Here is a 12539-nt window from a genome sequence, read left to right on the forward strand (position 1 = left end):
TCTGACTGATCTGCAAATAATTCAGGCAGAAATCTGTGCAACGCTACCCTGCAGTGACAGATACCGCCTGTTCATTCAGCGTCGCCGTTCCGAAGGCGGTCAAAAAAGCGACGTCGGCCGCATCGCGGCCCACACCGACCACGACCATCCGATCCGGCGTCGTCATGCCGGTCGGGTCGATCAGGTGCCATCCGCCGTTCAGGTAAACCTCTGCCACCGCATGGAAATCCGGCGGAGAAACATCGGGGCTGTAGACGCTGGCGATGCGCGCGGGAATGGCGCTCGACCGGCAGAAGGCGATCAGCAGATGTGCGTAGTCGCGACAGACGCCGCGCCGTGCCGCAAAGGTGTCCTTGGCGGTCGTGTCGCTGTCGCTGCTGTCGTTGTCGTAGGTCAGATTGTCGGTGATCCATTTCGACATGGCCAGCACCTTGGCGCCGCCCGACAGCTGCCCGAAAGTCTCGGCCAGGAAATCGGCGAAGGCATCGGCCGTGCAGTAGCGCGAGGCCATCAGATATTTGATGGTCGGCGCGTTAAGCTGATAGAGCGGCGTTTCCTGCAACGTGTCCATCCGTGCGACGAACCGGTTGACGCTGACCTGCGCCGAATAGGTCAGGATCAGGTCGCCGTTCGTTTCCAGCCAGATGCGGTTGCCGATACCTTCCTCGGCCGGCATGTCGCGGAACGATCGGTAGGCCGCGATCTCGGTATTTTCCCAGGTCACGGTCTGGCTGGCGTCGGTCATGGCGCGGATCTGCAGCAGCAAGGTGCAGGGCTGCGGCACGCCGTAGTTCAAACGCACGGTGATCTGGCTGTCCAAGTCGTTCATCCTGTCTGGAATTGTCGCCTGTCCCCGGTCCGGGGGCGATGTCCTGCGTCCTATGTCACACCAGTTCCAACCCGCCAAGGCCCGCGATGCGGGCCACGATGGGGTCCAGCCCCTGATCGTGACGCAGCGCGGTAAAGCACACGGTGCCGTCGCCGCGCATCCGCGCCGCATCCCGCGCCATGACGTCGAGTGACGCACCCACATGCGGCGCAAGGTCGGTCTTGTTGATGACGAGGATGTCGGACCGCGTGATCGCAGGCCCGCCCTTGCGGGGAATCTCCTCGCCCGCCGCCACGTCGATGACGTAGATCGTGAGATCGGCCAGTTCCGGGCTGAATGTCGCCGACAGGTTGTCGCCGCCGCTTTCGATCAGCACCACGTCAAGGTCCGGATGGCGCGACCGCATCTCGGCCACGGCGGCGAGGTTGATGCTGGCATCCTCGCGGATCGCCGTGTGGGGGCAGCCGCCGGTTTCGACGCCGATGATGCGGTCCTGCGGGAGAATCTGCATTCGCATCAGCGCCTCCGCATCCTCTTGCGTATAGATGTCGTTGGTGATGACTCCGATCGACAGCTGGTCCTTCATGCGTTGCGCAAGCTTTGCGGTCAGGGTCGTCTTGCCGGCGCCGACGGGGCCGCCGATCCCGATGCGCAGGGGGCCGTGTGGGGATGTCATGAGCGAAAGATCCTCGGTTGCAGGGTTTCGTGGCGCATCGACGCGATCTCGGCCATGAAGGCGCTGCTGCCGATGTCGTCGAGCGTCTGCGTCAGCGCCGCTGCCGCAAGCGTCGCACACAGGGGCGCCACCGCGGCCAGCACGCGCTGGGCCTGCACCTGTCCCAGCGGCATCGCGCGCTGGGCGGCGGACACGAGGCCGGCGGCGAAGGCATGCAGATAAGCCTGAAGCACCTGTTCCAAGGCCATCCCCCGCGCCCGCGCCGCCGCCCCGACCGCGACGGGCAGCGACAGCGGCGGCAGGTCAAGGTTCCATACGGCATTGACGGTGGTGCAGAAGGCCTCGCCCTGAGCGGTGGTTTCCAGCAGCCGCTCCCGCGATGCGGCGAGCGCCCGAGCCAAGGCGTCGACCTCCGCCGGTCGGTCGCCCCGATAGCCTTCCGCCAGCAGGATGGCATCGTTGCGCCCCGCGCCGTCGGTCAGAACCGTCGTCAGCCAGTCCTGCAAGTCGTCCGCCGTCGTGACCGCACCATCTGCGACCGCCTGCTCCAGCCCATGGGAATACCCGAAGGTGCCCAGCGGAAAGCCGGGCGACAGCCACTGCATCAGGGTCAGCAGGCCGTCAGTGGGCATGGGGCAGGGTGCGGCCGTGGCCATAGGCGCCGCCTTCGGGGACGAAGGGGGCCTCCACGTCCTCCACCTGCGCGCCAAGATGATCGGCCAGCATGTGGCCGATGACCGGATCGCGCAGGATCAGCAGATGATCGCCCGCGAACTGGCAGGGCATGTGGCGGTTGCCGATGTGCCAGGCCAGCCGGGCCAGATCGCCCGCGACGCGGTAAAGAGGTTCCGCCGCCGCCGTCACGCGGACATGCCGCCCGTCGTCGAGCACCAGAAGATCGCCGTCGTTCAAAGAGGTCGTCTGTTGCAGGTCGACCAGAAAAGCGGTGCCGCCGTCGCTGGTCAGCACCCTGCGCCGCATCAGGCGCTGGTCGTAGGTCAGCGCGCAGGTGTCGAACACCGGCGCGCTGTGATCGTGTATGACGTGATGGACAACGGGCTGCGTCATGCGCTGGCCCCGCCCGTCCGCGTCGAAAAGGTCAGACGTAGAACAGGTCGCGAAAGACGTGGTGCACGATCCGGTCGCGCCGGATGCCCATCTTGGCGAGCTCTGCGTCGGTCTTCGCTTCCAGAGCCTGGATTTGACCCATCCGCGACCGACGCTCCATATAGGCGTTCATGCCCTGACCGATCGTGGCGAAGAAGGCATCGACCTTCTCGCGGATTGCGACGTTGCGCGGTGCGTTGAGTGTTTGCGTAGCCATTGGAAACCTTATCTGCGGCCCTTGCCGCCGTGGTGAATATCAGGTCTCCTCCCTTGCCACCGAATATAAGGTCAGCACTGCTGACTACAAATGCGTTCTGCGCAACCCTGCTGCCCATCTTCAGAACAGGAAGTAGCGCTGGGCCATCGGCAGCACCTCGGCCGGCTGGCAGGTCAGCAGTTCGCCGTCGGCGCGCACCTCGTAGGTTTCCGGGTCCACTTCGATCTGCGGCAGGGCGTCGTTCAGGATCAGGTCGCGTTTGCCGATGTTCCGGGTGTTCCTGACCGCGACCGTCTCCTTCGACAGCCCGAGGGTGCCGCGAATGTCCGCCGCCTGCGCCGCCTCGGATACGAAACTGACGCTGCCGTGGCGCAACGATCCCCCATAAGCCCCGAACATGGGCCGCGAATAGACCGGCTGCGGCGTGGGAATGGAGGCGTTGGGATCGCCCATCTGGGCAACGACGATTGACCCGCCCAGCAGCACCATCTCCGGCTTCACGCCGAAGAAGGCCGGGTTCCACAGAACCAGATCGGCGCGCTTGCCTTCCGTGATGGAGCCCAGCTCATGGCTCACGCCATGCGCAATCGCGGGGTTGATCGTGTATTTCGCGATGTAGCGGCGAACACGGAAATTATCGTTGTCGCCGGTCTCCTCAGCCAGACGCCCGCGCTGCTTCTTCATCTTGTCGGCGGTCTGCCATGTGCGGATCAGCACCTCGCCCACGCGACCCATCGCCTGACTGTCGCTGGCGATGATGCTGAACGCGCCCATGTCGTGCAGGATGTCCTCGGCGGCAATGGTCTCGCGCCGGATGCGACTTTCGGCAAAGGCCACGTCCTCGGGGATCGACTTGTCAAGGTGGTGGCACACCATAAGCATGTCGAGGTGCTCCTCGATCGTGTTCACGGTAAAGGGCCGCGTCGGGTTGGTGGACGACGGCAGGACGAACTCCTCGCCGCAGATCTTGATGATGTCCGGCGCATGGCCGCCGCCCGCGCCTTCGGTGTGGAAGGCGTGGATCGTGCGGCCCTTCATCGCCTTCACCGTATGCTCGACGAAGCCGGATTCGTTCAGCGTGTCGGTGTGGATCATCACCTGCACGTCCATGTCGTCGGCGACCGAGAGGCAGCAGTCGATGGCGGCGGGCGTGGTGCCCCAATCCTCGTGCAGCTTGAGCGAACAGGCCCCGGCCTTCACCATCTCGACCAGCGCGTCGGGCTGGCTGGCGTTGCCCTTGCCCGACAGGCCGATGTTCATCGGGATGCCGTCAAAGGCCTGCAACATACGCCCGATGTGCCAGGAGCCCGGCGTGCAGGTCGTGGCCAGCGTGCCATGCGCCGGCCCGGTGCCGCCGCCGAAACAGGTGGTGACGCCCGAATGCAGCGAATCCTCCATCTGCTGCGGCGCGATGAAGTGGATGTGGCTGTCGAACCCGCCGGCGGTCAGGATGCGCCCTTCGCCGGCGATGATCTCCGTCCCCGGCCCGATGATGATGTCGACGCCCGGCTGCGTGTCCGGGTTGCCCGCCTTGCCGATCTTGTGGATGCGTCCGTCCTTCAGGGCGACGTCCGCCTTCCAGATGCCCGCGTGATCCACGATCAGCGCATTGGTGATGACCGTGTCGACGGCCCCGCCCGCGCGCGTGACCTGCGACTGCCCCATCCCGTCGCGGATCACCTTGCCGCCGCCGAACTTCACCTCTTCACCGTAGGTGGTCAGGTCGCGTTCGACCTCGATGATCAGGTCGGTGTCGGCAAGGCGCACCTTGTCCCCTGTCGTGGGTCCGAAGGTGGCGGCATAGTTCGCGCGGCTGATCAGGGCTGGCATCGGCTCACTTCATCAAGGTGGGGCCGCGCTTGCCAAGACGCTTGGCATTGGCGCGGGTTTTCTGGCGCAGGGGCTTCACAGCGGCATTGACGATCTCGTCGGGCCGTTTTCCCGTCATCGCCGCCAGCGCAGCACCCTGCACCGACTTTGCGATGGCTTCGGTCTTCTCGCTGACCATGCGGTCGTTTTCGGACTTGGTGACGGACCACAGGCCGCCCCAGCCCATCATGCGCATGGCAATGACGCTCTGTGCCTCGGCCAGCATCATGCCGAGTTCCATATTCGTCCTGAACAATTCCAGCGGGGTCGCATTTCGGGCCATGTCACAATTCTCCCATGACGGCTGCATTGAACCCATAGATATGCCGCCGCCCGCCGATTGCGATCAGGTTGACCTCGCGGCGTTGCCCGGGCTCGAACCGCACGGCGGACCCCGGGGCAACGTCCAGCCGCATCCCCCGCGCCGCAGCGCGGTCGAAATCCAGCGCCGGGTTCACTTCCGCAAAGTGATAGTGGCTGCCGACCTGCACCGGCCGGTCGCCGGTGTTCGCCACCATCAGTGTGACCACCGCGGCGCCTGCGTTCAACGCGATCTCGCCGTCGGCCGGGAAGACTTCGCCTGGGATCATCGCGGACCTCCTGTCCTCGCTTTTTCAGAAATACTCAAATTTCAACGGATCGGCTGGTGAACCGTCACCAATTTAGTGCCGTCCGGAAAGGTCGCCTCCACCTGCACTTCGGGCAGCATCTCGGCGATGCCCTCCATGCACTGGTCGCGGGTGATGACCTGGGCCCCCGCCTCCATCATGTCGGCGACGCTGCGCCCGTCGCGGGCCCCTTCGACCACCGCATCGGTGATCAGGGCGATCGCCTCGGGATAGTTCAGCTTCACGCCGCGCGACAGGCGCTTGCGGGCGACCTCGGCCGCCATGGCGATCAGCAGCTTGTCTTTCTCGCGGGGGGTCAGTTGCATCTTACATCGTCCAGGTCGGGGGCAGGGGGCCGCGCAGGGCAGTCAGGATCGGGATCAGCACGCGGCGCATGGCGAAACTGTCGCGCGCCAGCAGCCGGGCAAAGATCACGCCGTCGCGGATCAGGCTGACGCCGCCGGTCACGGGCATCAGGGCGCGCAGGGCGGCAAGGTGGCTTTCGGCCTCCGGCGCGACGAAGGTCACGCTGGCGACGCAGCCCGCATCGCCGCCGCACCACGCCGCGGCCATCCGGTCGGACACGGCGCCGTCCAGCGCCACGGCGTCGGCAAAGATCAACGCGCCACCGCGGGTGACGCGCACATCGTCCTTCAGATGTCCCGCCGCGATCCGCTCGCCCATCAGGGCCCGGCCAAGCACGACGGTCTCGACCCCCAGAAACCGGGCATCCGCGGCCATGGCGACGTTCAGCCGGCGGTGCAGGCGGCAGCGGTCGAACAGGATCGTCTCCTGCGGCAGCCAGTCAAGCCGCCCGCCCGACGCGATCGTGACATCCGTCCGCATCCGCGCGGTCTGCCCCGGCTGCGCCTTGTAGATCCGTTCCGCCGTCTGCGTCGTCAGGGTCAGCCGACTGTCCGCCCCGACCTCTGCCGCCAGTGCGAAGCGGTCGCCCCCCGTCACGCCACCGGCGGTGTTCAGCGTGACGGCCAGCAGGTCACGCCCCGCATGGCGCGGGAACATGGCCTTGGATGCGCCGGACTGCCGCAGCGTCCCCAGCCGGTTGCCATCACGCACGCCGATCCGCAGCCCCCCCTGCGCCCGGGGCGTCAGGCGGTGCGGGTCGTCGACGGGATGGCGCAGCGTCAGGTTCATGACCGAAGCTTGCCCAAACTTGGCGGACCGAGGCAACAGCAGCACGCAAGACGGCCGGAGATTCATCTTCCACCGCCTAAAAAACGGGCGCTGGCCGCAGCAGGGGACCCGGATCTACCGTGCGACCAGCGTGTCCGGAATCTCCATCCCGATCTCGCGATAGTAGCGTGCGGCGCCCGGATGCAGCGGCACCGGCAGCCCGTCGAGCGCCTTGTCGACGGCCAGCGCCTGCGTCGCCGCGTGGATGGCCTGCAGGAAGGGCAGGTTCTCGTAGATCGCCCGGGTGATCCGATAGACATTCTCTTCTGATACATCCGCATTCACGGCCAGAAAGTTCGGTTGCGCGATGGTCGTGATCTCATTCGCCTGTCCCGCATAGGTCTCGGCCGGGACGGTATAGGCGGACCACAGCCCGCGCCCGGCATCGGCGGCCTGCGCCTCCTCCTCGGTGAAGCTCAGCAGCGTATAGGCGTCCCGTTCGGACGCGAAGAGTTCGGCCAGCGCTCCGACCGGGTCGCCGCCGGGCAGGCTGACTGCCTTCACCTCGCCCGCTTTCAGCGCCGCGACGGCGGCGCCGTAGTCGGCCTCGGACAAGGCATCTGCATCCTTCACCGGCGCCCCAAGCGCATCGAGTAGCGAGAGGGTAGAGCCGCGGGTGCCCGACTCTGGCGCGCCGAGGGCCATGGGTTGCCCCACCAGCGCCAGCAGATCGGCCATCGTGCCGGTCTTCGCATCCGCGGTCGGGATGACGAAATGCTCGACGTTGGGCCACAGGACGGTCATCGACCGCAGGTTCGGCTGCGGTCCGGCATCGGCCATGATTCCGGTGCCGGCCGCCGCATTCTGCCCGTAAAGCGCTTGCAGGATGGCGAACTGCGCCTGCCCGTCGTGCAGAAGGCGGATATTCTCGGCCGACCCGGCGGTGGTCAGGGCCGACATGCCGATGCCGTCGTCGGGCTGCAGCTTGACCTTGACCATCGTCGCCAGCGCCACGCCGACGGGATAATAGGTGCCCCCGGTCGATCCGGTGGCCAGAACATAGTCCGCCGGTTCCGCCGTCACGGGGGCGGACAGGCCCGTCACCAACCACAGGGCGGCTGCCATCGCATGTTTGAAATGGGTCATGGGGTCCTCGCGTGGGGCAGCAGGCGATCTGCGTATGAAGGGAAACTATGGCAGACAGGGCCCGCCGCGCCTACGGCAAATTTCCGCGCCGCGGCCCGCTGTGCGGCCTTTTGCCCCTTTCACACCGACGCCGGTCCCCATAGGTCGGGCCAACTGACCGCATATCCGGAGAACACCCATGTCGTCCCTGACCCGTCTGATGATCGCCCTGTCCGTCGGACTTTTGCCCGGCTTTGCCATGGGGCACGACTACAAGGTGGGTAATCTGCATATCGAGCATCCCTTCGCCAGCGCGACGGCGGCGTCCGCCATGGCGGGGGCGGGCTATGTCTCGATCATGAATACCGGGACGGAGGACGACGCCCTGATTGCCATCGAGGCCGACTTTCCCCGCGTGACGATGCATGACAGCGTGATGACCGACGGCGTTGCCAGCATGACGCCCATGGACCGCGTCGTCGTCCCCGCCGGCGGCACCGTCACCTTCGCCCCCGGCGGCCTGCATGTCATGTTCATGGGACTGGACGGCGACCCGCTCGAAGCCGGTGAAAAAGTGCCCGCCACCCTCGTCTTCGAAAAGGCCGGTCGCGTGGATGTCGTATTCAATGTCGAGGCCGCCGATGACGCGATGGATCACGGCACCATGACGCACACGATGCCCGCGACCAACTGACCGGTCAGTCGTTGGTCTCGCGGTCGATCAGGCCGAACTTGCGCAGCTTCACGTAAAGCGACTGGCGCGACAGGCCCAGCATCTCTGCGGCTGCGACGCGGTTGTTCATCGTCAGGGCGATCGCCGTCTCGATGCACATCTTCTCGACCACGTTCGTGGTCTCCGACACGATGTCCTTCAGCGTCGCGCTGCCGACCAGTTCCTTGACCGATCCCAGCCCGTCGTCGCGCGGCTCGCCCCGGCCGCCGTCGCCGGCCCCGACCTCGCGGATGACGAAGGCATAGACCGGCGCGTGATCCGCCTGAAACCGGGTCACGGCGACTTCGACGTCGCGCGGACTTCCGTAATCGCCGGCGATCCGGGTCGCATAGGCGCGCAGGCGTCCGGTCTGGTTCGCGTTTTCCGTCATCACCTTGAAGTCGACGAACCCGCGCTGCAGCATGTCGGGCAGCGGCTGGCCGCGGACGCTGACATCATGGGCCGCGCCGATCAGGTTCAGAAAGCTGTCGTTCGCCGAAAGGATGTCGCCGTCCGCACCGGCAAAGACGATGCTGTCGGGACCCTGGGCATACAGACCGCGCAGGTTCTGATCCAGACTGTCGCCCGACGGCTCGACCGTCTCGCGGGTTTCGATGTGGCACAGCAGGATCCGCTCACCCGCCGCGCGAAAGATCGTGGGACGCAGAAGGACCGTCTGTTCGCGTCCCTTCAGGTCGACCGGAACCGGGGCGAGCGTGCCGGACAGGGCCTGCGTCGTCAGCCGATCGATCAGGTTCGCCCCCTGCCGCGCGTCGAACAGGGCCAGCATCGGCTGGCCCAGTATGACGTCGCGGGGCTTGCCAAACAGGTCGGCGGCGGCCGGATTGGCCTCGGTCACCAGACCGGTCTGCATGGTCATCATCAGGACGCCGCCGGGCGCGTTGTCAAGCAGGACCCGAAACCGCATCTCGTAGTCGCGATGCGCCTCGTAGTCCCGTTCCAGCGCCATCTGCGCCGAGACGAGCTGCTGCTGCATCTCGGCCACCGGGCGCAGGTCGCGACCGAGCAGCAGGATCGCGCCCGCGGTGCCGATGCGGTGAAAGCTGTAGCGGACCGGCAGTTCGCGTCGCCCGCCCGTGCCCGTATGGTTCACCTCGATGGGCCGGACGTCGCCTTCTCCCGTCAGAAACGCCGCAAGGCGCTTGGCGAACTTGATGCGGCTTTCGGAATTGAGCGAGTCGGCGACGTCGCTGCCGTCCAGCGCCTCGAACCGGCCGCGGTCGCCGAAGGCCGGATTCACCAGCACGGACAGGATCTTTCCGGTGTCGGAAATCACGAGCCCGACGTCGGCGACCGCGGTCAGGATGTGACCCAGAATATCGGGGCCGATCAGCGGGATGTCACCGCTTTTCCAGTATTTCGTCCCGCGCGGCGTCAACGGGGACCGTCCGGAAGACGCTGGGCGCGTGACATTCACGTCATCATTTCTGCGGCCGTCATCTGCGGGGCCGTTCTGTTCAGTCCGCATCGTGTCAGCGCCTCTTCGAGATCCGATGTCGCGTGATCGGCGCCGGTTGTTCTGCACGCCTCGGACCCTTCCGTCAGGCCCGGTCCACCCACCACGACGCGGACGCCGGGCTGGGCCTCGCGCGCTTCTGTCACGACCGGACGCAGATTGACAAGTCTTTCGGTATGGTCGCAGGACACGAAGACCGCATCGGCCGGCGCACGCCGCAAATATGTGCGCACGGCACCGGGCGCAGCCGCCAGCAGCAGCCCGACGGAATAGCCGCGCTGTCGCAACTGTGCGGCGACCAGACTGGGGCCAAGGGTGTGCTGCGTCCCCGGGGCAGAGACCACCAGCAGGGTCGCCGCCTCGCCGCGCCGCGCATCGTCCGCGCGCCACGTCCGGCACAGGGTGCGCAGCAGGCCCTGCAGCCGCGCCGCGGCGATGGACACGTCGACGAAGCACAGCCGGTCCTCGACCCAGTCCGTGCCAATCCGCCGTGCGGCCTGCACGATGCAGACGTCGATCAGACAGCCATCCTTGAATCCGGCCAGTCTGGCCTGTGCGACGACACCGGCACAGGCGGCCGGATCCGTCGACAGCGTGGCGACGCACAGCGCTGCCGTCACGTCGTCAAGCGTTTGCAGCGCCGCGCCGGTATCCCTCGGCACATGATAGGTCAGATCGTGCGCCATCAACTGACTCATGTGCCGATGTCCTTTTTCCGACAAAGACGCTGCGTGAAAATCCGCCGTTCCGACCATAGTCGAAAATGGCGGCGCAAATGTCAAAGAAAATTGACACCCGCCGCCATCGTTGCGCAGAGCCAGTCGTTAATGCTTTGGGACATAGACGAAATTGATCCACGCGCCACGCCAGAACCTGTCAGGCGACTTTGCGCCAATGTGTAACGTCTAGTTGACACATGGCGAGAATCGCTCTTAATCTGGTCAGGCAAGGTGTCAGGGGGCGAGCCATGTCAGCAACGATGCAGCAGACCGCAAGCGTCCTGCCCGCCGCGCGTCCGCTCTATTCGCCGCAGGAACGGGCCCGCCGCGACGCGACCCGCTGGACGCTGGTCCAGGGTATCCTCGCACCGCTGCAGTTCCTCGTCTTCCTGGTGTCGCTGGTCCTCGTGCTGCGCTACCTCGCCACCGGCGACGGCTACGCGGCGGCCAATGCCTCCGTCATCGCCAAGACAGCCTGCCTCGTCCTGATCATGGTGACCGGCGCGATCTGGGAAAAGGTGGTCTTCGGACAGTATCTCTTCGCGCCTGCCTTCTTTTGGGAGGACGTGTTCAGCTTCGCCGTCATCGCCCTGCATGCAGCCTATGTCTGGGGTCTCGTCACCGGATCGATGCCGCCGGAGACGCTGATGCTGACGGCGCTCGCGGCCTATGCCACCTACTTCGTCAACGCCGGGCAGTTCGTCCTGAAGCTGCGGCGCGCCCGTCTGGATGCGGCATCATGAACGACCTCGCCCCCATCGGCGGCGGCTGCCGCACGGCTCCGGTCCTGAAACAGCGCGGCCAGCGCGAAGTCTTCTGCGGTCTGACCGGCATCATCTGGCTCCACCGCAAGATGCAGGACGCCTTCTTCCTCGTCGTGGGGTCGCGGACCTGCGCCCACCTGCTGCAATCCGCCGCCGGTGTGATGATCTTCGCCGAACCCCGCTTCGGCACGGCGATCCTCGAAGAGCAGGACCTGGCCGGCATGAAGGACGCCCATGCGGAACTCGACCGAGAGGTTGCCCGCCTGCTGGCCCGCCGTCCCGATATCCGGCAGCTGTTCCTCGTCGGGTCCTGCCCGTCAGAGGTCATCAAGATCGACCTCGCCCGCGCCGCCGAACGGCTCTCGCAGCTCCATGCACCCCACGTCCGCGTCCTGAACTACTCCGGTTCGGGGATCGAGACGACCTTCACCGAAGGTGAGGATGCCTGCCTGGCCTCCATGGTGCCGGTGCTGAAGGACACGACGGCGCGTGAACTGCTGCTGGTCGGGGCATTGCCCGATGTGGTCGAGGACCAGATGCTGTCCCTGCTGGGCCAGATGGGGATCGACAACATCCGCCTGCTGCCCGCCCGCCGCATCGACGGCACGACCGCCGTCGGCCCGAATACGGTCTTCGCGCTGACGCAGCCGTTCCTGGGCGAAACCCACGCCGCATTGGAACGCCGCGGCGCCCGTCATATCGCCGCCCCGTTCCCGTTCGGAGAGGAAGGCACGACCCTCTGGCTGCAGGCCGTCGCCACGGAATGTGGCGTCAGCGCCGACACCTTCGCCGCCGTCACCGACGCCCCCCGCGCCCGCGCCCGCAAGGCCATCGCGCAGGCCTCCGAGCATCTCAACGGCAAGTCCGTCTTCTTCTTCCCCGACAGCCAACTCGAAATCCCACTCGCCCGCTTCCTGACCCGCGAATGCGGCATGACCGCGATCGAGGTGGGCAGCCCCTACATCCACGACGCCCTGCACGGTCCCGACCTCGACCTGCTGCCCGCCAATGACAGATGGGGACCGCAGATCAGCGAAGGACAGGACGTCGACCTGCAACTCGACCGCGCCCGCGCCGCCCGTCCGGACCTGACGGTCTGCGGCCTCGGCCTCGCCAACCCGCTGGAGGCGGAAGGTCTGACGACGAAGTGGGCGATCGAACTCGTCTTCACCCCTGTGCATTTCTACGAACAGGCGGGTGACCTCGCAGGCCTCTTCAGTCGCCCCGTCCGCCGCAAGTCCCTGCTGAAGCTGGAGGCTGCGGAATGATCCTCCTCGCTTTTTCCGAAATACTCCGGGGTCC

At 66.2% G+C, this 12539-nt stretch carries 16 protein-coding genes; 3 read left to right on the top strand and 13 right to left on the bottom strand.

Features of this window, described 5'->3' with window-relative positions; genetic code table 11:
- Nucleotides 1-43 precede the first annotated feature (43 nt).
- The 11 genes from BUA54_RS16665 to BUA54_RS16715 form a co-directional block, all read right to left on the bottom strand.
- Nucleotides 44-820, bottom strand: a complete 777-nt coding sequence (locus BUA54_RS16665) for a transglutaminase-like domain-containing protein (RefSeq protein WP_143155473.1) — start codon at nucleotides 818-820, stop codon at nucleotides 44-46.
- 64 nt (nucleotides 821-884) lie between these two features.
- Entirely contained in the window at nucleotides 885-1505 is a 621-nt protein-coding gene (gene ureG / locus BUA54_RS16670; protein ID WP_072858400.1) for an urease accessory protein UreG, read from the bottom strand.
- On the bottom strand, nucleotides 1502-2161 hold the full coding sequence (locus BUA54_RS16675; RefSeq protein WP_425434983.1) for an urease accessory protein UreF: 660 nt from the start codon (nucleotides 2159-2161) through the stop codon (nucleotides 1502-1504). Before BUA54_RS16675 ends, ureG begins: the two co-directional genes overlap by 4 nt.
- Nucleotides 2127-2573, bottom strand: a complete 447-nt coding sequence (locus BUA54_RS16680) for an urease accessory protein UreE (RefSeq protein ID WP_072858401.1) — start codon at nucleotides 2571-2573, stop codon at nucleotides 2127-2129. Before BUA54_RS16680 ends, BUA54_RS16675 begins: the two co-directional genes overlap by 35 nt.
- A gap of 31 nt (nucleotides 2574-2604) precedes the next feature.
- Nucleotides 2605-2829: a hypothetical protein gene (locus BUA54_RS16685; protein WP_072858402.1), complete on the bottom strand. Its 225-nt coding sequence runs from the start codon at nucleotides 2827-2829 to the stop codon at nucleotides 2605-2607.
- Nucleotides 2830-2949: 120 nt separating this feature from the next.
- Entirely contained in the window at nucleotides 2950-4659 is a 1710-nt protein-coding gene (gene ureC, locus BUA54_RS16690; protein WP_072858403.1) for an urease subunit alpha, read from the bottom strand.
- 4 nt (nucleotides 4660-4663) lie between these two features.
- Nucleotides 4664-4981 carry a hypothetical protein gene (locus BUA54_RS16695; protein WP_072858404.1) on the bottom strand — a complete coding sequence of 106 codons (318 nt, stop codon included), beginning with the start codon at nucleotides 4979-4981 and terminating at the stop codon, nucleotides 4664-4666.
- A 1-nt stretch (nucleotide 4982) separates the two neighbouring features.
- Nucleotides 4983-5288: an urease subunit beta gene (locus BUA54_RS16700; RefSeq protein WP_072858405.1), complete on the bottom strand. Its 306-nt coding sequence runs from the start codon at nucleotides 5286-5288 to the stop codon at nucleotides 4983-4985.
- Between the two features lie 41 nt (nucleotides 5289-5329).
- On the bottom strand, nucleotides 5330-5632 hold the full coding sequence (locus BUA54_RS16705; RefSeq protein WP_072858406.1) for an urease subunit gamma: 303 nt from the start codon (nucleotides 5630-5632) through the stop codon (nucleotides 5330-5332).
- Between the two features lies 1 nt (nucleotide 5633).
- A complete protein-coding gene (locus BUA54_RS16710; protein WP_084114492.1) occupies nucleotides 5634-6461 on the bottom strand; it encodes an urease accessory protein UreD in 828 nt (275 codons plus the stop codon).
- Nucleotides 6462-6575: 114 nt separating this feature from the next.
- The gene (locus BUA54_RS16715) at nucleotides 6576-7586 is read right to left on the bottom strand and encodes a TAXI family TRAP transporter solute-binding subunit (RefSeq protein WP_072858407.1); all 1011 of its coding nucleotides are present in this window, start codon (nucleotides 7584-7586) and stop codon (nucleotides 6576-6578) included.
- 178 nt (nucleotides 7587-7764) lie between these two features.
- Here BUA54_RS16715 and BUA54_RS16720 point away from each other — a divergent pair, with 178 nt between their 5' ends.
- Entirely contained in the window at nucleotides 7765-8259 is a 495-nt protein-coding gene (locus BUA54_RS16720) for a copper chaperone PCu(A)C (RefSeq protein ID WP_072858408.1), read from the top strand.
- 4 nt (nucleotides 8260-8263) lie between these two features.
- Here BUA54_RS16720 and ppsR read toward each other — a convergent pair whose 3' ends face one another.
- Together ppsR and BUA54_RS16730 are read right to left on the bottom strand one after the other, a co-directional pair.
- Nucleotides 8264-9676, bottom strand: a complete 1413-nt coding sequence (gene ppsR, locus BUA54_RS16725) for a transcriptional regulator PpsR (RefSeq protein ID WP_072858409.1) — start codon at nucleotides 9674-9676, stop codon at nucleotides 8264-8266.
- Nucleotides 9677-9711: 35 nt separating this feature from the next.
- Nucleotides 9712-10452 (bottom strand): cobalamin-dependent protein, encoded by a 741-nt coding sequence (locus BUA54_RS16730; RefSeq protein WP_072858410.1) that lies wholly within the window; start codon nucleotides 10450-10452, stop codon nucleotides 9712-9714.
- A 281-nt stretch (nucleotides 10453-10733) separates the two neighbouring features.
- On the opposite strand from BUA54_RS16730, the gene bchF reads away from it, so the two are divergent.
- Together bchF and BUA54_RS16740 are read left to right on the top strand one after the other, a co-directional pair.
- The gene (bchF, locus tag BUA54_RS16735) at nucleotides 10734-11216 is read left to right on the top strand and encodes a 2-vinyl bacteriochlorophyllide hydratase (RefSeq protein WP_072858467.1); all 483 of its coding nucleotides are present in this window, start codon (nucleotides 10734-10736) and stop codon (nucleotides 11214-11216) included.
- Nucleotides 11213-12505, top strand: a complete 1293-nt coding sequence (locus tag BUA54_RS16740; RefSeq protein WP_072858411.1) for a ferredoxin:protochlorophyllide reductase (ATP-dependent) subunit N — start codon at nucleotides 11213-11215, stop codon at nucleotides 12503-12505. Before bchF ends, BUA54_RS16740 begins: the two co-directional genes overlap by 4 nt.
- Nucleotides 12506-12539: the final 34 nt, after the last annotated feature.

Source organism: Loktanella atrilutea (assembly GCF_900128995.1).
GTDB classification, from domain to species: domain Bacteria; phylum Pseudomonadota; class Alphaproteobacteria; order Rhodobacterales; family Rhodobacteraceae; genus Loktanella; species Loktanella atrilutea.